Origin of the sequence: Pseudoalteromonas sp. SD03 (assembly GCF_040937955.1) — a bacterium.
Classification (GTDB): domain Bacteria; phylum Pseudomonadota; class Gammaproteobacteria; order Enterobacterales; family Alteromonadaceae; genus Pseudoalteromonas; species Pseudoalteromonas tetraodonis.
The window spans coordinates 236,245-262,023 of record NZ_CP162514.1; the positions used below are offsets into that span (position 1 = coordinate 236,245).

The following is a 25,779-nucleotide window of genomic DNA, read 5'->3' on the forward strand; positions in this document are numbered from 1 at the left end:
TTTTATTGCTTAATTAAAAATCAAAGATGCTGATTAGTTAAACTTAAACATGTTGCCTAAGCTTTCTAGCCCTGACTGTTGAGTTTTTGCTAAACATTTTGAGTCATCTAAAGATTTCTTTGTTGTTTCATCGGCAAGGCCCGTTACTTTCAAGCTCTTCTCTTGTTGATACTCGCGCAGTGCTAATACAGTTTGACGGTCGTACTTAACGTCTTCAGTTTCAAACTCTTCATAATTAGGTTGGTTTTTTAAATACCCTAAGCAAACCAAGTTCATACGAGACATAGCCAAGTCCATTTTTTCGTAATGTGGCATTCTATGATTCGGCACATCGACAGCGACGGCAGCAGGTACTGCTTTTTTACTAGTTACTTTTGGCGGCGGTGGCGCTGTATAGCCTGCTGCAAGCGTGTTGTTTTGGTTATAACGATAGTAGGTATCTGGAATTTTAGTTTCTAAAAATTCAACGGCTTTAATTATTACTTCTCGTAGTGCCTTTTCTTTTGGAGTGTCTGACCAACCACTAAGGCTTCCTCCAACGAGTGCGCCACCAAAGTTAGTCGCTGCGCTGGTAAAATCAAAATCTTTGCTACCACCCTCAACGCTAGTAGCGGCCAGAATACGTGAAGTGCGCGTATCAATTAAGCGTAAATCAATAGCCATGTGCGATCCAGAAAAGCCAGCTGAAACAGAACTAAACACATCACCAATAAAGCCGCCTGAACCAACACTTGCACCTGAACTGTCATCATCAAATTCAGTAACCGCTGCAACGACGACAATCTCAGCGCCTTCAATTTCGCCATACGCTGCACCCGATTGTGCACTCACTCTGCCTGATACAGCTAAATCTTGCTCTGAAAGCACAGCATCTAGTGCTTGGCGCTCTAATACAATAAAGCGATTAGTACCAACAAGTGCGGTGGTAAGTTGATCTGCCATACCTTCACCAATTTCTTTTCGCCACCATCTAGAGTTATTCGACTTATCAGTGAAACGCGCCACGGCGATACGTGCTTTAGGGCCATTGTATTGCTGTTTGCTTACTTCATTAATGTCAGGCGAGTTTTGATTTGAAGTAACGTTTGTTGAGGTGCTTTGGCATGCGCTTAAGCTGGTTATTAATGCTGTGGCAAGTAGCGTTTTTTGTATGGATGAGAGCATAGGATTTTCCTTAATTTATGTGCTTAATTACATTTGTAGTTATTTTTTTAGCAATGGCTAATTAAGGTTAATTTAAATAAATCAGTAGCTTAAAAATAGTACTTAGGCGAAAGCTTTGAGTACACACGCGAAGCTAATTACTTTTACATGTTTTCGCTTCTCTATATTGTTTTGGTGTAAGTGAATATTTGGCTTTGAAACAACGGGCAAAGTAACTTTGAGAACTAAAGCCGGTGTTATCTGCAACTAAACCTATGGTTAAGTCGCTATCAGTTAATAATTTTGCTGCATATTCTAAGCGGGTATTGCGAATGTAATCGCTGGGTGTAATGTCAAAAAGTGCTTTCATTTTTAATTGCAGTGCACGAGGGCTCAAACACATTGCACTGGCAAACTCTTCCACGCTAAACAGTTCATTTTGGTAATTTTCACGCAAGATTGTTTTTAAGCGTTCTATAAACGTGTAATCTTTATTCTGCTCTATTTGTGCATCTAAGGTCACAGCATGTGCTTGAGCTGATAACTGTTTTATTAGGTGCTTATTTAACGCATCACGAATGCCTAATAAGCCATGAACCCGACTTTTTAATAATGATGCTTTAAAGGGTTTACACAGGTAGTCATCGGCCAGCAAATCAAGCCCCTTTATTCGACTGCGATTGTCTGCTTTGGCAGAGAGTAATAAAACAGGGATATGATTAATAGAGATATCTGAGCGAATGGCACTGAGAAGTTGATATCCATCCATCGTAGGCATCATTACGTCACTGAGCACTATATCGGGCATTTGAGTTTGGCACAGCACTAGCCCTTCTTCTCCATTATTAGCGGTGAGGCAGGTGTAGTTATCACTAAATAATGAAACCAGTAACTCACGCATTTCCTCGTTATCTTCAACAATGAGTAGTTTTTTGTTGTTTTCTACCAGCATAGTTTGAGAGGACGCTAGTTGTTTATCCGTTAATAAGTTATCTGATTCACACAATGGCAACGTGACTGTAAAACAACTTCCTTTGTTTATTTTACTGGCTAATGAAATTTGCCCGTCGTATTGCTCTACAAGCTGCTTAACCAGAGCGAGACCTATACCACTGCCTGTTTGATTGTGTGTTGCAATACGAGTAAAGCGTTCAAAAATAAGCGCTTGCTGGTGCTCTTCAATACCAATACCAGTATCTGATACCGTTATAACAGCATTATTGTTTGTGTTAGAAAGCGTTAGATTAACGGTTCCATCTGATGGGGTGTATTTAAGTGCATTGGTCAATAAATTATCAATAATAGATAAAGTATGTTTAGTTTCTAAATTTATGTAACTAGGCTGTTGCGTCGTGTCTTTAAAGGAAAAATTAATATTTTTTTGGGCAAACAAAATAGCAAAGTCGTCTACTATTTGCGCTACAAAAGGGCTTAAAGAATAAGCGGATACATACTCTGTAGCCGAACTTGGACGCTGACTTAACTGTAATAACTCATTGATTAAATTAAGAAGGCGGTGCCCGTTGCGCTTAATTATAGAAACTTGTTGTTGTGCTTGAGCACCAAGTTGTTGCTGTTGTAAGTTTTCTACTGGCGCTAAAATTAAGCTCAGTGGCGTTTTAAGTTCATGACTAATGTTATCTAAAAATTGGGTCTTTAGTTGATTGAGCTTTCTTTCTTGTTGAATGAGTTGCTCTGCGGTTTTAGCTCGATAGCGTGACGCTAAAATTAACCATGTAATAATCAAAACTATTATAAAATAAGCCGCATAGGCTAATTGCGTTTGCCACCAAGGAGGCGTTACTGTCAGCTTTAGCATAGTGTGAACTTTGCTCCATTGCCCGTATTGATCTTTTACTTTTAATTGTAATTGATAGTTACCTGCACTTAGCTGTGAATAGTTAACTTGTCGTTGGCTTGCATCGGTATAGATAAATTGCTTATCTAAACCATTTAGCTTGTAAGCATACTGGTATTGATTAGCAGATGAGGCGTTATTAACGGCGGCATATTTAAAGCCAATGACCCCTTGGCTGGTTGGAAAAGAGAGTTTTTTAGTATGGTTTATTAGTTTTGCGGGCTGTTTTTGATCTGTTAGATAGTTTTTTGTTTTACTTGCTTGGTTGTAAATTAATAGCTCAGTTAATACTGGGGTTGGGGCTGAAGTACTCAGTTGCAGTTTACTAGGGTAAAACTGATTAAAGCCATTGATTCCGCCAAAAAATAGCTCGCCATCAGGTGCTTGAAAAGCGGCACCTAAAATAAACGAATTATGCTGCACGCCGTCACGAGGTAAAAAATGCTGCATAGCTTGATTCGTGGGATTATAGCGAGTCAGTCCTTGGTTACTGCTTAGCCATAAGTAGCCTTTACTATCATCTTTAATGGCAAAAATATTATCGTTTAGTAATCCATCATGTTCGGTAATGTAAGAGATTTTTTGTGTTTTTTTATCAAGGCGGTTTAAACCACCAAAGGTACCCACCCATAAAGTATCGTTATTTTGCAGGTGCAAAGAGGTGACCATATTATGGCTTAAACCCGTTTGCGATGCCTGATTGGCGGGGTAATGAGTAAATGATTCATCTTCCATGCTTAGATAATCTAAACCTGCACGCGTCCCGACCCATAATCCGTTTGTATTTTGATCAAAAAGCAGAGTAAACACGGTATTGTTAGCAAGACTATTAGTCGAGTCGTCGTGCTTGTAATGTTGAACCTCTAAGGTGTCGGGATTAAAGCGTGTTAAACCTTGATTGCTACCTAGCCATAAATTTCCTTTAGGATCACTCGTTATCGCATAAACACGATCGCTGCTAAGCTGATGGCTTTGCATTGTATAGGTAATAAAATTATCTTCAGTTGGTTTATATTGCAGTAATCCGCCGCCATAAGTGCCAATCCAAAGTCGCTGCTTGTTATCTTCATGCAGGCTAAAGACATTATTATTGGTTAGGCCGCTTTGTAATTTTGAGTTAACTTTATAGTGCTTAAAACCTGTGTCGGTTTGTTTGTTTAAACCGTCACGAGTACCAACCCATAATTGGCCTTGTGTATCTTTGAGTAGAGCGCGAACAAAATTATGACTAATGGTATTGTCATCATCGCTCAAGTGCTGTTGATGCGAAAATTGATTTTGCTTTTTATCATAACGTTGTAACCCATAGCCATCTGTACCAATCCAAATGATACCGAACCGATCTTGATAAAGTGACAATAGGTAATCATTAGCAAGCCCATTTAGTTGCTGCTTATTGTGCGGTATGTGCTGAAAATTATTTTTAGATGTACTTTGCTCTGTTTTGTAAAATAAACCTTTACCATAACTTGTTAGCCACAAGGTATCGGTGTCGTCAACTAAGATATCGGTGATCCATACACCTGCAAACTGAGCAAACTCCCCAAAAGCCTCTGTTTTAGGGTTAAATAGGCTAAGCCCTTGTTTGCTTGCTACTAATAGCTGCCCTTGTGCATTTAATTGCAGCCGCCATAAATTTTTATGGCTCTTTGCTATGTGTTTAAACGTTTTTAGCTCGGGGTTAAATTTAATTAATCCCTCGTTGGTCGCTAACCAGATATTCTGTTGTGTATCTATAACAATATCTTGTATGACTGTATTAGCTTGCTCGGGGCTAGTATAGCTAAATGACTCTACTTCATTCTTGACTATATTTAATCGTGTTAACTTTCCATGTTCATGGCCTAACCAAATATTATTTAGACTATCTGAAGCCAATGACCAAATGCGATTATCAGTAATAGCCAACTCAGTTTGCGTATTAAAAACCTTAAATTGACCGGTTTGAGTATCAAGTAAGTTTAAACCATTACTGGCGGTAGAAAACCAGATAGCATGTTGATCGGCAGCAAGACAATCGGTGACCCAGTTTCCTGAAATACTAGCCTCAGTAGGGTGAGACTTGAAGCGTTTAAACTCATAACCATCAAAGCGATTAAGACCGCCTTGTGTCGAAAACCAGTGAAACCCTTGCTTGTCAGTGATACTGCAAGTAATCGAATTTTGCGATAACCCCTGTTCACTAGAATATGTATCTAAGTGAATAGGGCGCGCGACGAGTGCACTGTGAAATAAGCATAAAACGCTTAGAATCACGATTTTGTAAAGTGTATGAAGTAAATGCACCCGCTTCCTTGTGCTATTAATATTCCTAAAAGTGAAACAATCATAAACTGCTTTTTTATTAATGTTAAGTTTGATTTTGAGTGTGGCCAATGAGATTTTAAGTTATGGGTATCTTTTTACTCTTGTGTTAATGAATTGCGTAAGTATAATAGGCATCCACTTTGCAGGGGCGTAGTTCCAATTGGTAGAACAGCGGTCTCCAAAACCGACGGTTGGGAGTTCGAATCTCTCCGCCCCTGCCAATTTTTACAAAGTGAATAAAGTCTAGAACTAAAAATCGGTTTGAGTAAGCTTGTTTTTAAGTTTAGATTTTAATGGATTAACCCTGTCGACGTGCAGGGTTGTTGTGTCTGTAGTTAAGGTAATAATATTATGAGCACGAATATAGAAACACCATCAAGTGGGATGGAGTCAGTAAAGTGGTTAGTAGCAATTGCGCTACTTGCAGGCGCAGTCGTTGGTAATCATATGTTTGCAGATCAGTCTGTATTACTACGTGCTATTGGCGTTGTGGTTGCAATAGCGGCGGGTTTAGCTATTGCTTCGCAAACTTTTAAGGGACGTACATTCCTTGCTTTTGCTAAAGAAGCGCGTATTGAAGTACGCAAAGTAATTTGGCCAACGCGTCAAGAAACAACGCACACGACATTAATCGTAATGGTTGCAACAGTGATTATGGCACTTATCCTTTGGGGATTAGATGGCATTTTATTCCGCGCTGTAGGCTTTTTAACTGGATTGGAGATCTGATCCCATGTCGGATGAGAATAACGAAAAGAAACTACGTTGGTACGTAGTACAAGCTTTCTCAGGTTATGAGAAGCGTGTTGCTCAAACATTATTAGAGCACATTAAAATCAAAGGCCTAGAAGATAGCTTTGGTGAAGTATTAGTTCCTACTGAAGAAGTAGTTGAGATGCGTGCTGGTCAAAAGCGTAAGTCTGAGCGTAAATTCTTCCCAGGTTACGTACTAGTACAAATGGATATGAACGATGCAAGCTGGCACTTAGTAAATAGCACTGAACGTGTTATGGGCTTTATTGGTGGCACATCAGACCGTCCTGCACCAATTAGTTCTAAAGAAGCTGATCGCATTCTTAATCGCCTACAAGAAAACGCTGAAGCGCCTAAACCAGCAACATTATTTGAACCAGGTGAAGTGGTTCGTGTTACTGATGGTCCATTTGCTGACTTTAGTGGTGTGGTTGAAGAAGTTGACTACGAAAAGAGCCGCGTAAAAGTATCGGTACTTATTTTTGGTCGTTCTACGCCAGTTGAACTTGAGTTTGGTCAAGTTGAACAAGATAAGTAATTGATTTAAAGCGTTGTGTTAAAAGTTTCTTAATTTTTGGCACGAAGCTTGAAAAAGGCCGCTGATTAACTTATAATCAGCGGCCTTTTTGTATTCAGGGAAAACGTTTGTTTAACTGTTTACTAAAAAGTGAGAAACCAATTTTTAAACTGGGAAGCCGCTAGAGTACGCGTCCTCGCGCGCACAAGGCTAAGACCCACCTAATGAGGTATTTATAATGGCTAAGAAAGTTGAAGCTCTAATCAAGCTACAAGTTGCTGCTGGTATGGCTAACCCTAGTCCTCCAGTAGGTCCAGCACTAGGTCAACACGGTGTAAACATCATGGAATTCTGTAAAGCGTTCAACGCACGTACAGAATCTATCGAAAAAGGCGCTCCAGTTCCTGTAGTGATCTCTGTTTACGGCGACCGTTCATTTACGTTCGACATGAAAACGCCACCGGCTGCTTACTTACTTAAGAAAGCTGCAGGTATCAAATCTGGTTCAGGCCGTCCTAACACTGAAAAAGTAGGCACAGTAACTCGTGCTCAACTTGAAGAAATCGTTGAGACAAAGAAACCAGACCTTACAGCTTCTGATTTAGAAGCTGCGGTTCGCACTATCGCAGGTTCTGCGCGTGCGATGGGCTTGAACGTAGAGGACTAAGATAATGGCTAAATTAACTAAACGTATGCGTACTATCCGCGAAAAAGTGGAAGTAACTAAAGATTACGAAATTAACGAAGCAGTTGCTCTTTTAAAAGAATTAGCGACAGCTAAATTCGTAGAAAGTGTTGACGTTGCTGTTAACCTTGGTATCGATGCTCGTAAATCTGATCAAAACGTTCGTGGTGCGACTGTATTACCTAACGGTACTGGTCGTGATGTTCGTGTTGCTGTATTCACTCAAGGCGCTAATGCAGAAGCTGCAAAAGAAGCCGGTGCTGAATTAGTAGGCATGGAAGATCTTGCTGAACTAGTTAAGAAAGGCGAGATGAATTTTGACGTTGTTGTTGCATCACCAGACGCTATGCGTGTTGTTGGTCAACTAGGTCAAATCTTAGGCCCACGTGGTCTAATGCCAAACCCTAAAACTGGTACTGTAACACCTAACGTTGCAGAAGCAGTTAAAAATGCGAAAGCAGGTCAAGTGCGTTACCGCAATGACAAAAATGGTATCATCCATACTACGATTGGTAAGGTTGATTTCACTGCTGAGCAGTTACAACAAAACCTTGAAGCTTTAATTGTTGCGCTTAAGAAGGCTAAACCTTCTCAAGCTAAAGGTGTTTACTTGAAGAAAGTAACTATCTCTACAACAATGGGCGCAGGTGTTTCTGTTGACCAAAGCACTTTAAGCACAGTTGTTGCTTAATTGAGTGTTTACATGGCGTGAAATTTGTACTATAATTTTGCGCCATTTTGTTGATTAATTTAGTTAATCGCAAAGTAAAGAATTCGGGTTGAAGTCCATAATTTCGAAGCGCCTTTGGGCAACGCGATAAATTGGGCTTCCGTCCAAGACCGTAGGCGGCTTCGGCCTTAATATTACCTACGTAGACGGTGTGAATCCCCAGATAGATTTTTCCTAATCTTCTGGCTCTCGCCGTAAAAAGCATCTCCATCTTTATTGATGGGGAAGAGTAAAACAGGGAAGCCGATAAACGGTAACCCATTAAACCAGGAGTAACACCCATGGCTTTAAATCTTCAAGGCAAAAAAGCAATTGTTGCTGAAGTCAACGAAGCAGCCAATGGTGCTCTTTCTGCAGTTGTTGCAGATTCTCGTGGTGTAACAGTTGGTGCAATCACTGCCCTTCGTAAAGAAGCTCGTGCAAATGGTGTTTGGATGAAAGTTGTCCGTAACACTTTAGCAAAACGTGCTTTTGAAGGTACAGAGTTTGAGTGCCTTTCTGACTCATTAGTTGGTCCAAGCTTAATCGCTTTCTCATCAGAGCACCCAGGTGCTGCTGCGCGTATCTTCTCAGATTTCGCGAAAAAGAATGAGCATTTCGAACTTAAGATGGCCGCTTTTGAAGGTAATGTAGTAGACGCAGCTATGCTTGCAACTCTACCTACATACGACGAAGCTGTTGCACGCTTAATGAGCGCTATGAAAGAAGCGTCTGCTGGCAAATTGTGTAAAACAATTGAAGCAGTACGTGTACAGAAAGAAGAGCAAGCTGCTTAATTTTAAGTTGTTTAATCCCTTTCGGTGTAAATTTATTTGGACCTTAGAGTCCGTTAATTATTAGGAAATTTGTAATGTCTGTAACTAAAGACCAAATCCTTGACGCAATTGCTGAAATGTCAGTAATGGACGTTGTTGCTCTAGTTGAAGCAATGGAAGAAAAATTCGGCGTAACTGCTGCAGCTGCTATGGTAGCAGGTCCTGCTGCTGAAGCTGCTGAAGAGAAAACAGAATTTGACGTAATCCTTACTGGCGCTGGCGCTAATAAAGTTGCGGCAATCAAAGCTGTTCGTGGCGCAACTGGTCTTGGCTTAAAAGAAGCTAAAGCACTTGTTGAAGCTGCTCCAACTCCAGTTAAAGAAGGTATTTCTAAGGAAGAAGCTGAAGCTCTTGCTAAAGAACTTACTGAAGCTGGTGCTGAAGTTGAGGTTAAGTAATCTAGCTTTTGCTAGGTTCGCTGCCTGAGAAATCAGGCAAGGGCTGGTGATTATTTAATCACCGGCCTTTTTGCGCTATAGAGCGACTATTCTTATAGCGCAAATAAAATCTGATTTATTCTTTAATTTCAACGCTTTATAGTTTGCTAGTGTTGAGGTGGGATTAAGTTGGAACAACAGTTAAATGTTGTACATCTTGGCATAGATGCCAGTTAAGTCTGTTCTTACTAGAACAGGTCGGGTCAAAGATCAGCAAGCTGAGGAACCCCATGGCTTACTCTTATTCTGAAAAGAAACGTATCCGTAAGGATTTTGGTAAACGTCCACAAGTTTTGGATATACCTTTCTTACTGTCGACGCAGTTAGAATCGTTTAAAAAATTCTTAGTCCCGGACGCTGATGGCGATCATGGTTTGGAAGCTGCCTTCCGTTCTGTGTTCCCAATTAAAAGCTACTCGGGAAATTCTGAGCTTCAATACGTAAGTTATCGTATTGGTGAGCCAGTATTCGATGTAAAAGAATGTCAAATTCGCGGTGTGACTTATTCTGCTCCACTTCGCGTGAAACTGCGTCTTGTAGTAATGGACAAAGAAGCTCCAGGCACAGTTAAAGACATTAAAGAGCAAGAAGTTTACATGGGCGAAATTCCGCTCATGACCGATACCGGTACTTTTGTAATCAATGGTACAGAGCGTGTTATCGTTTCTCAGCTACACCGTAGCCCTGGTGTATTCTTTGATAACGACCGCGGTAAAACTCACTCGTCAGGTAAAGTGCTTTATAACGCACGCGTAATTCCTTACCGTGGTTCATGGTTAGACTTCGAATTTGATGCAAAAGATAACTTATATGTACGTATTGACCGTCGTCGTAAATTACCGGCGTCTATCATCTTACGTGCACTTGAGTACACGAGTGAAGAAATCCTAGATATCTTCTTCGATACTACTGCGTTTGAAATTGCTGACGGTAAAGTTCTTATGGAACTTGTGCCTTCACGTTTACGTGGTGAAACTGCCGCTTTTGATATCAAGAGCGAAGACGGTGAAGTCCTTGTTGAAAGCGGTCGTCGTGTTACGGCTCGCCACATCAAGAGCATCGAGAAAAAAGGCATTAATCAATTAGAAGTACCACATGAGTACATCATTGGCCGTGTATTAGCGAAGAACTATGTTGATGAGTCAACAGGTGAAATCATCGCGACTGCAAATGACGAGCTAACGCTTGAAATGATGGCTGAATTGGTTAAAGCAGGTCACACTACTATTGATACATTATATATCAATGAAGTGGACAGCGGCGCTTATATGTCAAATACATTAAACATTGACTCGTCAAGCAACCGTTTAGAAGCACTAGTAGAAATTTATCGCATGATGCGCCCAGGCGAGCCACCGACGAAAGACGCGGCTGAAGCCTTATTTGAGAACTTATTTTTCTCAGAAGAACGCTATGACTTATCAACAGTAGGTCGTATGAAGTTCAATAGCCGTGTTGGTTACGATTCAGACACAGGCCCTGGCACATTAAGCAAAGAAGACATCGTAGCGGTTATGAAAGTATTGATTGCTATTCGTAACGGTGTTGGCGATGTTGATGATATAGACCACTTAGGCAACCGTCGTATACGTAGTGTTGGCGAAATGGCTGAGAACCAATTCCGTGTAGGTTTAGTACGTGTAGAACGTGCTGTACGTGAGCGTTTAAGCTTAGGTGACCTAGACGCAATCATGCCACAAGATCTTATTAATGCTAAGCCTATTTCGGCAGCAGTTAAAGAGTTCTTCGGCTCGTCTCAGTTATCACAGTTTATGGACCAAAATAACCCGCTATCAGAAGTAACGCACAAGCGTCGTATTTCTGCATTAGGTCCGGGCGGTCTAACTCGTGAGCGTGCTGGCTTTGAAGTACGTGACGTTCACGTAACTCACTACGGTCGTGTATGTCCAATCGAGACTCCTGAGGGTCCAAACATCGGTCTAATTAACTCATTGTCTACGTATGCACGTACCAATGACTACGGTTTCTTAGAAACACCTTACCGCAAAGTGGTAGACGGTGTAGTAACTGATGAAGTTGATTACCTATCAGCCATTGAAGAAGGTCAGTTTGTTATCGCACAGGCGAACTCAAACTTAACTGAAACCAATGAGTTTGTAGATGAACTTATTCCATGTCGTCACAAAGGTGAATCAACCTTTATGGGTCGCATGGACCAACAATATATGGATGTATCACCACAACAGGTGATCTCTGTAGCGGCCGCACTTATCCCGTTCCTAGAACACGATGATGCTAACCGTGCATTGATGGGTTCAAACATGCAACGTCAAGCAGTACCAACATTGAAAGCGGACAAACCGTTAGTAGGTACTGGTATTGAGTTAACACTAGCGAAAGACTCTGGTGTAACGATTGTTGCAAAACGTGGTGGTGAAGTAATGTATGCCGACGCAAGTCGCATCGTTGTTAATGTACATGAAGAAGAACGCATTCCTGGTGAAGCGGGCATCGACATCTACAACTTAACCAAGTACACACGTTCTAACCAAAATACATGTATTAACCAAAAACCAACATGCATGGTTGGTGAACCGGTTACTCGTGGCGATGTGTTAGCAGATGGTCCTTCGACTGACTTAGGTGACTTAGCCCTTGGTCAAAACCTTCGCGTGGCATTCATGCCATGGAACGGTTACAACTTCGAGGATTCAATCTTACTATCAGAGCGCGTAGTTGAAGAAGATCGTCTAACGACTATTCATATTCAAGAACTACAGTGTATTGCCCGTGATACTAAATTAGGCTCAGAAGAGATCACAGCAGATATCCCGAACGTGGGTGAATCTGCACTAGGCAAGCTTGATGAATCAGGTGTTGTATATATTGGTGCTGAAGTTAAAGGCGGCGATATCCTAGTAGGTAAAGTGACTCCGAAAGGCGAAACGCAATTAACACCAGAAGAAAAGCTACTACGTGCTATCTTCGGTGAAAAAGCGTCTGACGTTAAAGACAGCTCTTTACGTGTACCAAACTCTGTAACTGGTACTGTAATCGACGTACAAGTTTTCACCCGTGATGGTGTTGAAAAAGATAAACGTGCGTTAGAAGTTGAAGACATGCAGCTTCGCGAAGCGAAGAAAGACTTCAACGAAGAGTTCCGTATTCTAGAAGCCGGTGTTTTAGACCGTGCACGCAAGTTACTTGTGGCAGCTGGTTTCGATGAAGACAACTTAGCGTCACTGAATGCTGAAAAGTTACTAACTCAAAGCCTTGCTGAAGAAGACAAGCAAGCTGAACTTGAGCAACTAGCTGCACAGTACGATGAGCTTAAAGCTGAATACGATAAGAAGTTTGAAAACAAACGTCGTAAAATTACCCAAGGTGATGACTTAGCACCAGGCGTACTTAAGATTGTTAAAGTATACCTAGCTGTTAAACGTCGTATCCAACCGGGTGATAAAATGGCGGGTCGTCACGGTAACAAAGGTGTTATCTCGACTATCGTACCAGTAGAAGATATGCCATACGATGACAAAGGTCGTACGGTAGATATCGTACTAAATCCACTAGGTGTACCATCACGTATGAACATCGGTCAGATCCTTGAAACACATATGGGTCTAGCTGCACGTGGTATTGGTGAGCGCTTAGAAGAAATGATGAAAGAGCAACGCGAGCTTCATGAGCTACGCGAATTCATCAAACAAGCTTATGAGATCGGTGAATCTCGTCAGGTTGTGGATATTGCTAGTTTCTCTGATGACGAAATTCGTCGTTTAGCTGAAAACTTGAAAGGTGGTTTACCGATTGCTACTCCTGCATTTGATGGCGCGAAAGAAAGCGAAATCAAAGACATGCTAGAGCTAGGCGGCTACCCTAGAAGTGGTCAGGTTACACTTTATGATGGCCGTACTGGCGATCAGTTTGAACGTCAAGTAACTGTAGGTTACATGTACATGCTTAAACTTAACCACTTGGTTGACGATAAGATGCACGCTCGTTCTACTGGTTCTTACAGCCTTGTTACTCAGCAACCGCTGGGTGGTAAAGCACAGTTCGGTGGCCAGCGTTTTGGTGAGATGGAAGTATGGGCACTTGAAGCTTACGGTGCTGCTTACACGCTACAAGAAATGCTAACAGTGAAATCGGATGACGTGAACGGTCGTACTAAGATGTATAAAAACATCGTTGATGGTAACCATAAAATGGAACCAGGTATGCCAGAATCGTTCAACGTATTGTTGAAAGAAATCCGCTCACTGGGTATCAACATCGAGTTGGAAGAAAATTAAGCCAATTAGATGCTGCAGTTAGCGCTGCAGCATCTGTTATGGCTGAATAGAATGTAGGGACGAGAACATCCGTCCTCAAGATTAACTCCGACAGGAGAGCTAAGGTGAAAGACTTACTTAAGTTTCTGAAGCAACAAAATAAGACCGAAGAATTCGATGCAATTCGCATTGGTCTTGCTTCACCAGACATGGTTCGCTCATGGTCATACGGTGAAGTAAAGAAACCTGAGACTATTAACTACCGTACTTTCAAGCCTGAGCGCGATGGCTTATTCTGTGCCCGTATTTTCGGCCCAGTGAAAGATTATGAGTGTTTATGTGGTAAATATAAACGCCTTAAACACCGTGGTGTGATCTGTGAAAAGTGTGGCGTTGAAGTAACACTCACTAAAGTGCGTCGTGACCGTATGGGTCATATAGAACTGGCAAGTCCAGTTGCGCATATATGGTTTTTAAAATCATTACCGTCACGTATCGGCTTAATGCTTGATATGACGCTTCGTGATATTGAACGTGTTCTTTACTTCGAATCATTCGTAGTAACTGAGCCTGGCATGACAACGCTTGAGCGTGGTCAGCTATTAGGTGAAGAAGAATACCTAGATGCACTTGAAGAGCACGGTGATGAATTTGAAGCGAAGATGGGTGCTGAAGCAGTATTAGACTTACTGCGTGAGCTCGATCTTGCTCAATTAATTGCAGAAATGCGTGAAGAGTTACCTACAATTAACTCTGAAACTAAGCGTAAAAAGATCACTAAACGTCTTAAGTTAATGGAATCGTTCCACCAATCAGGTAATAACCCTGAGTGGATGATCATGACAGTACTTCCAGTATTGCCACCTGACTTACGTCCATTAGTACCACTAGACGGTGGTCGTTTTGCGACATCTGATCTAAATGACCTTTACCGTCGTGTTATTAACCGTAATAACCGTCTTAAGCGTCTACTAGATTTAGCTGCACCAGATATTATCGTACGCAACGAAAAACGTATGTTACAAGAAGCGGTCGATGCGCTACTTGATAACGGTCGTCGTGGTCGTGCAATTACAGGTTCTAACAAACGTCCTCTTAAATCGCTTGCTGATATGATCAAAGGTAAGCAAGGTCGTTTCCGTCAGAACTTACTTGGTAAGCGTGTAGATTACTCTGGCCGTTCTGTAATCACGGTTGGTCCTACACTTAAGCTTCATCAGTGTGGTCTTCCTAAGAAGATGGCATTAGAGCTTTTCAAACCATTCATCTATGGCAAATTAGAGCGTCGCGGCATGGCTACGACAATCAAAGCTGCTAAAAAGATGGTTGAGCGTGAAGTAGCGGAAGTATGGGATGTACTAGACGAAGTAATTCGTGAACATCCAGTATTACTTAACCGTGCACCAACACTTCACCGTTTGGGTATCCAAGCGTTTGAACCTGTGCTTATCGAAGGTAAAGCGATTCATTTGCACCCATTAGTATGTGCGGCGTACAACGCCGATTTCGATGGTGACCAAATGGCGGTACACGTACCGCTAACAATTGAAGCGCAACTTGAAGCTCGCGCGTTAATGATGTCTACAAACAACATCTTATCGCCTGCTAATGGTGAGCCAATCATCGTTCCTTCACAGGACGTTGTATTAGGTCTTTATTACATGACGCGTGATCGTATTAACGCGAAAGGCGAAGGCGCCGTATTTAAAGATCCTAAAGAAGCAGAAAAAGCATACCGTAGTGGTAATGCCGACCTTCACGCTATCGTGAAAGTACGTATTAGCCAATCAGTTAAAAACGAAGAAGGTGTTGTTGAAGACACTGTAACCGTAATTGATACTACTGTTGGTCGTGCGATTCTGTCTTTAATTTTACCAAAAGGCATGCCGTATGAGTCAATCAACCAAGCCCTAGGTAAAAAGCAGATTTCTGGCTTAATTAATGAGTGTTACCGTCGTCTTGGTCTAAAAGACACAGTTATGTTTGCTGACCAAATCATGTACACCGGTTTCCACTATGCAATGAAGTCAGGTGTTTCAATTGGTATCGATGACTTAGTTATCCCACCAGTTAAAGCAGCAATCATTGAATCAGCTGAAGCTGAAGTAACTGAAATCAACCAACAATTCCAATCAGGTCTTGTAACGGCTGGTGAAAAGTACAACAAAGTTATCGATATCTGGTCACGTGTAAATGAAAACTTATCACGTGAAATGATGGCCAACTTGTCAAAAGACACGGTTATCAATGCAAAAGGTGAAGAAGTAGAGCAACCGTCATTTAACTCAGTGTTTATGATGGCCGACTCAGGTGCTCGTGGTAGTGCCGCTCAGATCCGTCAGCTAGCAGGTATGCGTGGCCTAATGGCACGTCCAGATGGTTCAATCATCGAGACGCCAATCACGGCTAACTTCCGTGAAGGTCTAAACGTACTTCAGTACTTCATCTCAACGCACGGTGCGCGTAAAGGTCTTGCCGATACAGCACTGAAAACAGCGAACTCGGGTTACCTAACGCGTCGTCTAGTAGACGTTGCACAAGATTTGGTAATCAACGAGGACGATTGTGGCACAGAAGATGGCTTAACAATGAAACCGCTAATTGAAGGTGGTGACGTTGTAGAAGCACTTCGCGAACGTGTACTAGGTCGTGTTGTCGCTGAAGACGTTGTGATCCCAGGTACTAATACAGTACTTGTTGAACGTAACATCATGCTTGACGAAAAACTGTGTGACCTTTTAGAAGAGCACTCAGTTGATGAAGTTCGCGTACGTTCAGTTATCACTTGTGATAACGACTTTGGTGTATGTGCTAAGTGTTATGGTCGTGACCTTGCACGTGGTCATATCATCAACGCGGGTGAATCAGTAGGTGTTATCGCGGCACAGTCAATCGGTGAGCCGGGTACACAGCTTACGATGCGTACTTTCCACATCGGTGGTGCGGCATCAAGAGCGTCTGCTGAAAATAATGTACAAGTTAAAACAAACGGTACATTAAAACTTCACAACGCTAAATATGTATTAAATACAGACGGTAAGATTGTTATTACCTCTCGTTCTACCGAGATCACTATCATTGATAGCTATGGTCGTGAGAAAGAGCGTTATAAAGTACCTTACGGTGCGGTATTAACAGTGCAAGACAATGCAGAAGTTCAAGGTAACGACATCGTTGCTACTTGGGACCCGCATAGTCACCCAATCGTTCTTGAGCATAAATCAAAAGTATCGTTCAGCGATATCGATGATTCAAACACTGAAGCACAGACTGACGAACTAACGGGTTTAACTCGTGTAGTTGTTAAAGATCTTGCTAAAGCGAATGCGAAAGAGCCAAAGCTTATCATTGAAAGTGATGAGCGTGGCTTGCAAGAAACGCGTCTTCCTTCATTCACTACGATTGAAGTAACAGACGGCGCGACTGCAAACCCAGGTGACGTGTTAGCACGTATTCCGCAAGAAGGTTCGAAAACTCGTGATATCACGGGTGGTCTACCACGCGTAGCCGACTTATTTGAAGCACGTAAGCCGAAAGATCCAGCTATCTTAGCTGAAATCACCGGTACGATTAGCTTCGGTAAAGAGACTAAAGGTAAGAAACGTTTAGTTATTACACCAGCTGAAGGCGATCATTACGAAGAAATGATTCCTAAGTGGCGTCAACTTAACGTGTTTGAAGGTGAACAAGTGTCTAAAGGTGAAGTTATCGCCGATGGTCCAGAATCACCGCATGACATCTTACGCCTACGTGGTGTGACTCATGTTGCTAATTACATTGTTAACGAAGTGCAAGAGGTTTACCGTTTGCAGGGCGTTAAGATCAATGATAAGCACATTGAAACTATTATTCGTCAAATGCTACGTAAATGTATCATTCTAGACGGTGGTGATACTGAGTTCTTAGCCGGTGAGCAAATTGAAGTGGCACGCGTTAATATCGCAAACCGCGACCTTGAAGCTCAAGGTAAGATCCCAGCTAAGTTTGAAATCCAGTTAATGGGTATCACAAAAGCATCACTAGCGACAGAATCTTTCATCTCAGCAGCCTCGTTCCAGGAGACAACTCGTGTCCTAACAGAAGCCGCTGTAAATGGTAAGAGCGATGAACTACGCGGTCTGAAAGAAAACGTAATTGTGGGTCGATTGATCCCAGCCGGTACCGGTTTTGCGTATCATCAAGAGCGTATGGCTCGTCGTAAGCAAAAAGACGTTGTTGAAGAGCAAACGGTAAGTGCGGAAGAGGCAACTCAAGCACTCACTGATGCTTTAAACGCGGATTTATCTGGAAATCAATAAACCGAATCTAATCAATAGATTAGAGTTTCACAAGGCAGTTATCTACTGCCTTGTGAGCGGTTTAGGTTGACAGGTCAATCTTTGCTCATTAAAATTCCGCCACCCATTTACTTGCACGTTTAAAACATGCTGGTAAAACAAGGGCGGATTTTTTATTTTTTTCAGTAGTAATTTTAATTTCAGGAGCTATTTAAATGGCAACTATTAACCAGCTAGTGCGTAAGCCACGTCGTAGCAAGGTTACTAAAAGTAACTCAGCTGCGCTTAAAGCGTGTCCGCAAAAGCGTGGTGTATGTACTCGCGTATATACAACTACACCTAAGAAACCAAACTCGGCGTTACGTAAAGTAGCTCGTGTACGTTTAACTAACGGTTTCGAAGTAACTTCATACATCGGTGGTGAAGGTCATAACCTTCAAGAGCACAGTGTAATCCTAATCCGTGGTGGTCGTGTTAAAGATTTACCAGGTGTGCGTTTTCACACTGTACGTGGTGCACTTGACTGTGCAGGCGTTAGCGACCGTCGTCAAGCTCGTTCTAAATACGGTGCAAAACGCCCTAAAGGCTAATTGTTTTCCGTTAGTAAGGCCAAGCACTAAATATTATTAATTATTGTTTTGGGTGATTGACTCGAAAGAGCAAACCTGAATAAACCGGAGATACAAAATGCCTAGAAGACGCGTAATAGGTCAACGTAAAATTCTTCCAGATCCTAAGTTCGGATCGGAACTTCTTGCTAAGTTCGTTAACATCGTAATGTTAGACGGCAAGAAATCTACTGCTGAAAAAATCGTTTATGGTGCGCTAGACGTGGCTGCTGAGAAATCAGGCAAGTCGCACCTAGAAATCTTTGAAACTGCACTTGATAACATCCGTCCACAGGTAGAGGTTAAATCTCGCCGTGTTGGTGGTTCAACTTATCAAGTACCAGTTGAAGTACGTCCAGTACGTCGCAACGCATTAGGTATGCGTTGGTTAGTAGACGCTGCACGTAAGCGTGGCGAAAAATCTATGGGCTTACGTTTAGCTCAAGAAATCGTTGACGCTGCTGACAACAAAGGCACTGCGGTTAAGAAACGTGAAGACGTTCACCGTATGGCTGAAGCGAATAAAGCATTCGCTCATTACCGTTGGTAATCTGTCCTTAACCTTTAAGAGGATTTTATGGCACGTACAACTCCACTTGAGCGTTACCGCAATATCGGTATTTGTGCTCACGTAGATGCAGGCAAAACCACCACAACAGAACGTGTTCTGTTCTACACAGGTCTTTCTCATAAGATCGGTGAAGTACATGATGGCGCCGCAACTATGGATTGGATGGAGCAGGAACAAGAGCGTGGTATCACAATCACTTCTGCTGCAACAACGTGTTTCTGGAAAGGGATGGACGCGCAATTTGACGACCATCGCATCAATATCATTGATACCCCAGGACACGTAGATTTCACTATCGAAGTAGAGCGTTCTTTACGTGTACTAGATGGTGCGGTAGTTGTTCTTTGTGCTTCATCTGGTGTACAGCCGCAAACTGAGACAGTTTGGCGTCAAGCGAACAAATACGAAGTTCCGAGAATGATCTTCGTAAATAAAATGGATCGCACAGGCGCTGACTTCTTAACGGTTGTCGGCCAGGTGAAATCTCGTCTTGGAGCAACGCCTGTTCCAGTCCAGTTACCAATTGGCGCTGAAGACGACTTTAAAGGTGTTATTGACCTTATCAAAATGAAAGCTATTAACTGGAATGATGAAGACCAGGGTATGACTTTCTCTTATGAGGCAATACCGGCAGAACTTCAGGATTTAGCTGAAGAATGGCGCTCTCATTTAGTTGAAAGCGCTGCTGAAGCCTCTGAAGAACTAATGGATAAATACTTAGAAGGTGAAGAGTTAAGCGAAGCAGAAATTAAAAATGCTTTGCGTCAACGCACATTAGCGAACGAAATTGTTCCCATGACCTGTGGTAGTGCATTTAAAAACAAAGGCGTTCAAGCTGTGCTTGATTGCGTTGTTGAATATATGCCATCACCCACACAAGTGAAACAAATCCAAGGTATCCTCGAAGATGGTACCGAGGAAGAGCGTCCTGCTGATGATAAAGCGCCGTTTGCTGCACTTGCTTTTAAGATTGCAACAGACCCGTTTGTTGGCACCTTGACCTTTTTCCGTGTTTACTCTGGTACTGTTAAACAGGGTGATGCGGTATATAACCCAGTAAAAAGTAAGCGTGAGCGTCTTGGTCGTATCGTTCAGATGCATTCAAACTCACGTGAAGAGATCAAAGAAGTCTACGCAGGCGACATCGCGGCGGCTATTGGTCTCAAAGACGTAACAACAGGCGAGACACTGTGTGATCCGAATTCTATTATTACGCTAGAGCGTATGGAATTCCCAGAACCAGTTATCTCTGTTGCGGTTGAGCCTCGCACAATCGCTGACCAGGATAAAATGGGTATCGCGCTAGGAAAACTAGCTGCAGAAGATCCATCTTTCCGCGTACAAACTGACGAAGAATCAGGCCAGACGATTATCTCTGGCATGGGTGAACTTCACCTTGATATCATTGTCGACCGTATGAAACGTGAATTCAGTGTTGAATGTAACGTTGGTAAGCCGCAGGTTGCATACCGAGAAGCTATTCGTTCAACTGTTGAAGTTGAAGGGAAGTTCATACGTCAATCAGGTGGTCGTGGTCAATATGGTCACGTCTGGCTTAAACTTGAACCGATGGATATTTCGGATGATGAAGCCCCAATTTACGAGTTCGTTAACGAAACCGTAGGTGGGTCAGTTCCGAAAGAATACATCCCTGCGGTAGACAAAGGTATCCAAGAGCAAATGGCTCAAGGTGTACTGGCAGGCTACCCATTACTTGGCGTGAAAGCGACTTTATATGATGGTTCATTCCATGATGTAGATTCGAATGAAATGGCATTTAAAATAGCAGGTTCACTCGCTATGAAGCAAGGTGCGCTAGATGCAAACCCTGCTTTATTAGAGCCAGTAATGAAGGTTGAAGTACTCACTCCTGAAGCAAACATGGGTGATGTAGTTGGCGACCTAAACCGTCGTCGCGGCATGATCGAAGGCATGGAAGATGCACTTGGTGGACTTAAGCAAATTAATGCTCAGGTTCCGTTATCTGAAATGTTTGGTTATGCGACTGCTTTACGATCTGCAACACAGGGCCGTGCCTCATACTCTATGGAGTTTTTGAAGTACGCTGAAGCCTCTAAACAGGTTGCAGATACAATAATTTCAGCTCGCGCTGTTATATGATTTTAGCTTGTCTGGCTCAATACTGAGTCAGGCTTTAATTTCTTTATTAGGAATTTTTTAAGATGGCAAAAGAAAAGTTTGAACGCGTAAAACCGCACGTAAACGTTGGTACAATCGGCCACGTTGACCACGGTAAAACTACACTAACTGCAGCAATCACTAACGTACTTGCAAAAGTATACGGCGGTGTTGCTAAAGATTTCGCATCAATCGATAACGCTCCAGAAGAGCGCGAGCGTGGTATCACAATCTCAACTTCACACGTTGAGTACGATACTCCTACTCGTCACTACGCACACGTAGATTGTCCTGGTCACGCCGATTATGTTAAAAACATGATCACTGGTGCTGCTCAAATGGATGGCGCTATCTTAGTAGTAGCTGCGACTGATGGCCCTATGCCACAAACTCGTGAGCACATCCTACTTTCTCGCCAAGTTGGTGTTCCTTACATCGTTGTGTTCATGAACAAATGTGACATGGTTGATGATGAAGAGCTACTTGAGCTAGTAGAAATGGAAGTTCGTGAACTTCTTTCTGAATACGACTTCCCAGGTGATGACTTACCACTAATTCAAGGTTCTGCACTTAAAGCACTTGAAGGCGAAGAGCAATGGGAAGCTAAAATCGTAGAGCTTGCAGAAGCACTAGATACTTACATTCCAGAGCCAGAGCGTGACATCGATAAGCCATTCATCATGCCTATCGAAGACGTTTTCTCAATCCAAGGTCGTGGTACTGTTGTAACTGGCCGTGTTGAAGCTGGTATCATCAACGTGAACGACGAAGTTGAAATCGTTGGTATCAAAGAGACGACTAAGTCTACTTGTACTGGTGTTGAGATGTTCCGTAAGCTTCTTGACGAAGGTCGTGCTGGTGAGAACATTGGTGCACTTTTACGTGGTACTAAGCGTGAAGACGTTGAACGTGGTCAAGTACTAGCTAAGCCTGGTTCAATCAAGCCACACACTACATTCACTTCAGAAGTATACGTACTTTCGAAAGATGAAGGTGGTCGTCATACTCCATTCTTCAAAGGTTACCGTCCACAGTTCTACTTCCGTACAACTGACGTAACAGGTGACGTACAGTTACCAGAAGGCGTAGAAATGGTAATGCCTGGTGATAACGTTAAGATGACTGTAACGCTAATCGCGCCAATCGCGATGGACGAAGGTCTTCGTTTCGCTATCCGTGAAGGTGGCCGTACTGTAGGTGCTGGTGTTGTAGCAACTATCGTAGAGTAATAATTAACGTTTAAGTTAATTGTTAGAAAAAGGTCACTTAGGTGGCCTTTTTTAATGGCTGCGATTTACATCATGTGAAGGTGGCGCAGTTACCTTAGGCGTAGGTGCTTTGTAGCAACTATCGTAGAGTAATAATTAGCCTAGCTAATTAATACGAAAAAACCCGAGCTTAGCCTCGGGTTTTTTAATGCCTGCAATAAAATAAAGGTTTCAGGTGCAAGGTTTAAGATTTTAGGTAATACCAATTCGCTTAATTAAGCGGTCTATTTTGAGGCAGGAAAAACGGGGTGATAGCTAGGCAAAAAATTCGCTATTTAGTTGTTCTAAATGAGAATTTTTTAACACAGGTAGCGGCACGTTTAGCCCCGCAAAATGATTGAGTATTATTGCGGATTGGTATAAAGCAGCTCGGTGTAAATTTAACACTGTCACTTGGGTTGAGTTTTATCGCACTTAGAGGGTAAAGCATGAAGGTTCTACACTTACCTTATGCATTGGTGCTTAGTAGCAACGATCGTTGAGTTCTCAATTACTGTAATGCTGCAGGTTTCAGGTTTTAATGAGTGAAGTTTGGCGTTCTTGTTGTTGTCGTAACGAAGTTTAAAGCAGCATTGATACCGCTGCTTAAAAATTAACGAGGCTATTTTAAGGCTTGTTTATCGTTATTTAAGTTGGAACGTTGTTATAATAGGTAATAATTAAATAGTCAGTAGCGCAGAGAGTCCAATGGAACTTGAACAAGATAGCAATTTAACACTTCCTTTATTTATTCTAGATGAAACACTAAGTACCCGTGACTTAGCGCAGCCTGACTTGGAAATTTCAGTTATCTTAAGTGATGAGCTGCTTACTCAACTATGCCAGAACCCCAGTGCTGACAGTAGTATAGGCATTAGCATTGCAGACTATGAGTTGAATATCATCAATTCAAGCTTTGCTACCATAGCGCATAGCGAGCATGACGCTCAATTAACCATAACACAGGGCCCTCTATTAAGCGCTGTGGTGACTACTGTTGAAAACCTAACATTCGTATCACCGCAAATCGATATGATGCCTACGTTCGATTTAGGTGATGAGACTGAATAATGAAAAAAAATATTATAGGTACTTTTGTACTGATTATCTTAAGTGGTTGTGCTTACTTAGGTAATGCACATTACAATGAATTATTCGGTCCTGAGCAAACACAAGATCGTATGGTTGCTCATAATAGCGGTGCTGGGGCTGAGTTTTTACAGCAAGTAAAGCCTGTACTCGATAACCGCTGCGTGGTTTGTCATGGCTGTTATGATGCGCCTTGCCAATTAAAACTCTCTTCTCCTGAAGGTATCGACAGAGGCCTCAGTAAAGAGTTGGTTTACGATGGTACTCGGTTGTTAGCCTCAACGCCGAGCCGATTATTATTTGATGCAACCACGACTGAGCAATGGCGTGATAAAGAATTTAGCCCGGTATTAAACGAGCGAGCACAAACTGAAGAAGCCAATTTAGCGGGTAGTGTGTTATTTAATACGCTGGTATTAAAGCAAAGTTCACCCTTGCCAGAAGATGGAGTATTAGATGAACGTTTTGATTTTTCGCTTAGCCGCAACCAAAGTTGTGCGACGATGGGTGAGTTTGACCAATTAGCGGATGAGCAACCGCATGCGGGTATGCCTTATGGCTTGCCTGGAGTGACTGCTGCTGAATTTCAGCACTTACAAAACTGGATTAAAAAAGGCGGGAAAATGGCGCACATCAAGCCGCCATCAGCCGGTGAGCTTGCGCAAGTAAAAAACTGGGAAGCATTTTTAAATCAAGATGGTTTGAAGTACCAATTATCAGCGCGCTATATTTATGAGCATTGGTTTTTAGCTCACATCTATTTTAGTGATGCACAATCACCTAACTTTTTTAAGTTGGTACGCTCTAGTACTCCCCCTGGTGAAGACATTAAATTAATAAGTTCTCGTCGCCCTTACGATAATCCAAACGTTGAGCGTGTTTATTATCGACTGCTTCACGACCGTTCTACTATTTTATCAAAAACGCATTTACCGCTTAAACTTAATGATGAAAAGTTGGCACGTATTTATCAGCAATTTATTGCGCCAAATTACACTGTATCTAGTTTACCAAGCTACGAGCCTACCCTTGCATCAAACCCGTTTAAAACGTTTGAAGCACTGCCTATAGATGCAAAATATCAATTTATGCTAGATGAAGCTGAGCTAATTATTATGGGCTTTATTAAAGGCCCTGTTTGTCGTGGTCAAATAGCACTCAATGTGATTAATGATCATTTTTGGGTGGCGTTTGCTGATCCTAAAAAGGTAGCGACTCCGGCGGTAGGTAAAATGCTGGTACAACATGAGGATGCATTAGAGTTGCCCGCAGCCGAGGAGAGTAATGCGTTACCGATTTCTAATTGGGTCAAATACTCGGTTCGCGAAAAACGTTACTTAAAAGCCAAGGTAGAGCTTGCTAATAATCTGTTCAAAAACGGTGAGCATTTAACCACCGACTTATTGTGGAAAGGGGATGGGCACAATCAAAATGCGGCACTGACTATTTTTCGACACTTTGATAGTGCAACTGTAGTTAAAGGCTTTATTGGCCAACAACCTAAAACTATGTGGGTGCTTGATTACGCGCTGTTTGAGCGTATTCATTACTTGTTAGTTGCGGGCTTTGATGTGTATGGCAATATTGGCCATCAATTAATAACGCGCTTATACATGGACTTTTTACGTTTAGAGGGTGAGCACAACTTTTTAGCTTTGTTACCTGAAACTCAGCGAGAGACAATTAAACAGAGTTGGTATCGAAAATCACCACCTAGTTTGTCGACCTTTTTTGAAAACAATCGTGAGTTTAGTCAACCCAGCGGTATTAACTATCAAACAGATGAACCGCAATCAGAGCTATATGGCTTAATTAAACAAACGCTTGAGCCGGTATTAAGTCCTCGTTATGACTATAAAAAAGTACCCGCACCATTAAGTGCGATCAATACCATGCCTGCTAAAGCAGTTAACTTACTGCCACAGCTATCGTATGTGCTAGTGAAAGAGCAGGATGGACACACAGGCTATACAATTATTCACCATAACGCGCACTATAATATTTCGAGTCTACTAAACGAAGACGGACAGCGCGCTTATGAAGAAGATACGGTGACAATTGTTCCGGGCTTTATTGGTGATTACCCTTCTGCAATTTGGTATTTAAATAACGCCCAACAGGTTTCGGCCTTTGCCGAACAGTTACCGCTAATGCAAGTGGAAGCTGATTATCGCGCTTTAAAGTCTAAGTTTGCGATTCGTCGAACTCACCCGCAATTTTGGCAATACAGCGATATTTTACATCAGGTTGCCCGCCAGTACCGAGGTGTTGAATTTGGTATGTTTGATTATAATCGACTAGAAAATCGTTAGGTACACGCTAAACGGTTACAAGAGCCCAGCTTAACTAGCTGGGTTTTTTATATTTA

Annotated in this window: 16 protein-coding genes and 1 tRNA gene; 15 read left to right on the forward strand and 2 right to left on the reverse strand. The window is 42.2% G+C overall.

What is annotated here, in order from left to right:
• Window positions 1–33: 33 nt before the first annotated feature.
• Both ABZP26_RS01140 and ABZP26_RS01145 read right to left on the reverse strand, forming a co-directional pair.
• Window positions 34–1,164 (reverse strand): CsgG/HfaB family protein, encoded by a 1,131-nt coding sequence (locus ABZP26_RS01140; RefSeq protein ID WP_290191524.1) that lies wholly within the window; start codon window positions 1,162–1,164, stop codon window positions 34–36.
• 133 nt (window positions 1,165–1,297) lie between these two features.
• Window positions 1,298–5,287 (reverse strand): two-component regulator propeller domain-containing protein, encoded by a 3,990-nt coding sequence (locus tag ABZP26_RS01145; RefSeq protein ID WP_368485244.1) that lies wholly within the window; start codon window positions 5,285–5,287, stop codon window positions 1,298–1,300.
• A gap of 165 nt (window positions 5,288–5,452) precedes the next feature.
• On the opposite strand from ABZP26_RS01145, the gene ABZP26_RS01150 reads away from it, so the two are divergent.
• From ABZP26_RS01150 to ABZP26_RS01220, 15 genes are all read left to right on the forward strand, one after another.
• Window positions 5,453–5,529, forward strand: a tRNA-Trp gene (locus ABZP26_RS01150).
• 130 nt (window positions 5,530–5,659) lie between these two features.
• Window positions 5,660–6,037: a preprotein translocase subunit SecE gene (gene secE, locus ABZP26_RS01155; protein ID WP_013463843.1), complete on the forward strand. Its 378-nt coding sequence runs from the start codon at window positions 5,660–5,662 to the stop codon at window positions 6,035–6,037.
• Window positions 6,038–6,041: 4 nt separating this feature from the next.
• The gene (gene nusG, locus ABZP26_RS01160) at window positions 6,042–6,599 is read left to right on the forward strand and encodes a transcription termination/antitermination protein NusG (RefSeq protein WP_013463844.1); all 558 of its coding nucleotides are present in this window, start codon (window positions 6,042–6,044) and stop codon (window positions 6,597–6,599) included.
• A 217-nt stretch (window positions 6,600–6,816) separates the two neighbouring features.
• A complete protein-coding gene (gene rplK, locus ABZP26_RS01165; RefSeq protein WP_008108462.1) occupies window positions 6,817–7,245 on the forward strand; it encodes a 50S ribosomal protein L11 in 429 nt (142 codons plus the stop codon).
• Between the two features lie 4 nt (window positions 7,246–7,249).
• Entirely contained in the window at window positions 7,250–7,954 is a 705-nt protein-coding gene (gene rplA, locus ABZP26_RS01170; RefSeq protein ID WP_013463845.1) for a 50S ribosomal protein L1, read from the forward strand.
• A 320-nt stretch (window positions 7,955–8,274) separates the two neighbouring features.
• On the forward strand, window positions 8,275–8,769 hold the full coding sequence (gene rplJ / locus ABZP26_RS01175; RefSeq protein ID WP_013463846.1) for a 50S ribosomal protein L10: 495 nt from the start codon (window positions 8,275–8,277) through the stop codon (window positions 8,767–8,769).
• A 74-nt stretch (window positions 8,770–8,843) separates the two neighbouring features.
• Window positions 8,844–9,206, forward strand: coding sequence for a 50S ribosomal protein L7/L12 (rplL, locus tag ABZP26_RS01180; RefSeq protein WP_013463847.1), 363 nt, complete (start codon window positions 8,844–8,846; stop codon window positions 9,204–9,206).
• Window positions 9,207–9,475: 269 nt separating this feature from the next.
• Window positions 9,476–13,501, forward strand: coding sequence for a DNA-directed RNA polymerase subunit beta (rpoB, locus tag ABZP26_RS01185; RefSeq protein ID WP_024602214.1), 4,026 nt, complete (start codon window positions 9,476–9,478; stop codon window positions 13,499–13,501).
• A gap of 104 nt (window positions 13,502–13,605) precedes the next feature.
• Window positions 13,606–17,778: a DNA-directed RNA polymerase subunit beta' gene (gene rpoC / locus ABZP26_RS01190; protein WP_013463849.1), complete on the forward strand. Its 4,173-nt coding sequence runs from the start codon at window positions 13,606–13,608 to the stop codon at window positions 17,776–17,778.
• A gap of 194 nt (window positions 17,779–17,972) precedes the next feature.
• Entirely contained in the window at window positions 17,973–18,347 is a 375-nt protein-coding gene (gene rpsL / locus ABZP26_RS01195) for a 30S ribosomal protein S12 (RefSeq protein ID WP_002958885.1), read from the forward strand.
• Window positions 18,348–18,444: 97 nt separating this feature from the next.
• Window positions 18,445–18,915 carry a 30S ribosomal protein S7 gene (rpsG, locus tag ABZP26_RS01200; RefSeq protein ID WP_010392135.1) on the forward strand — a complete coding sequence of 157 codons (471 nt, stop codon included), beginning with the start codon at window positions 18,445–18,447 and terminating at the stop codon, window positions 18,913–18,915.
• 27 nt (window positions 18,916–18,942) lie between these two features.
• Window positions 18,943–21,057 (forward strand): elongation factor G, encoded by a 2,115-nt coding sequence (gene fusA, locus ABZP26_RS01205; protein ID WP_013463850.1) that lies wholly within the window; start codon window positions 18,943–18,945, stop codon window positions 21,055–21,057.
• Between the two features lie 62 nt (window positions 21,058–21,119).
• A complete protein-coding gene (gene tuf, locus ABZP26_RS01210) occupies window positions 21,120–22,304 on the forward strand; it encodes an elongation factor Tu (RefSeq protein WP_013463851.1) in 1,185 nt (394 codons plus the stop codon).
• 726 nt (window positions 22,305–23,030) lie between these two features.
• A complete protein-coding gene (locus ABZP26_RS01215; RefSeq protein WP_013463853.1) occupies window positions 23,031–23,393 on the forward strand; it encodes a hypothetical protein in 363 nt (120 codons plus the stop codon).
• A complete protein-coding gene (locus ABZP26_RS01220) occupies window positions 23,393–25,723 on the forward strand; it encodes a fatty acid cis/trans isomerase (protein WP_368485245.1) in 2,331 nt (776 codons plus the stop codon). The genes ABZP26_RS01215 and ABZP26_RS01220 overlap by 1 nt, the downstream gene beginning before the upstream one ends.
• Window positions 25,724–25,779 lie beyond the last annotated feature (56 nt).

Excerpts from the sequence above, each read along its gene's own strand:
- tuf (WP_013463851.1), top strand. The coding sequence starts at position 21,120 with ATGGCAAAAGAAAAGTTTGAACGCGTAAAACCGCACGTAAACGTTGGT.
- nusG (WP_013463844.1), top strand. The coding sequence starts at position 6,042 with ATGTCGGATGAGAATAACGAAAAGAAACTACGTTGGTACGTAGTACAA.
- rpsL (WP_002958885.1), top strand. The coding sequence starts at position 17,973 with ATGGCAACTATTAACCAGCTAGTGCGTAAGCCACGTCGTAGCAAGGTT.
- rpoB (WP_024602214.1), top strand. The coding sequence starts at position 9,476 with ATGGCTTACTCTTATTCTGAAAAGAAACGTATCCGTAAGGATTTTGGT.
- ABZP26_RS01140 (WP_290191524.1), bottom strand. The coding sequence starts at position 1,164 with ATGCTCTCATCCATACAAAAAACGCTACTTGCCACAGCATTAATAACC.
- rplL (WP_013463847.1), top strand. The coding sequence starts at position 8,844 with ATGTCTGTAACTAAAGACCAAATCCTTGACGCAATTGCTGAAATGTCA.
- rplA (WP_013463845.1), top strand. The coding sequence starts at position 7,250 with ATGGCTAAATTAACTAAACGTATGCGTACTATCCGCGAAAAAGTGGAA.
- secE (WP_013463843.1), top strand. The coding sequence starts at position 5,660 with ATGAGCACGAATATAGAAACACCATCAAGTGGGATGGAGTCAGTAAAG.
- rplK (WP_008108462.1), top strand. The coding sequence starts at position 6,817 with ATGGCTAAGAAAGTTGAAGCTCTAATCAAGCTACAAGTTGCTGCTGGT.
- rpsG (WP_010392135.1), top strand. The coding sequence starts at position 18,445 with ATGCCTAGAAGACGCGTAATAGGTCAACGTAAAATTCTTCCAGATCCT.
- fusA (WP_013463850.1), top strand. The coding sequence starts at position 18,943 with ATGGCACGTACAACTCCACTTGAGCGTTACCGCAATATCGGTATTTGT.
- ABZP26_RS01220 (WP_368485245.1), top strand. The coding sequence starts at position 23,393 with ATGAAAAAAAATATTATAGGTACTTTTGTACTGATTATCTTAAGTGGT.
- rplJ (WP_013463846.1), top strand. The coding sequence starts at position 8,275 with ATGGCTTTAAATCTTCAAGGCAAAAAAGCAATTGTTGCTGAAGTCAAC.
- ABZP26_RS01215 (WP_013463853.1), top strand. The coding sequence starts at position 23,031 with ATGGAACTTGAACAAGATAGCAATTTAACACTTCCTTTATTTATTCTA.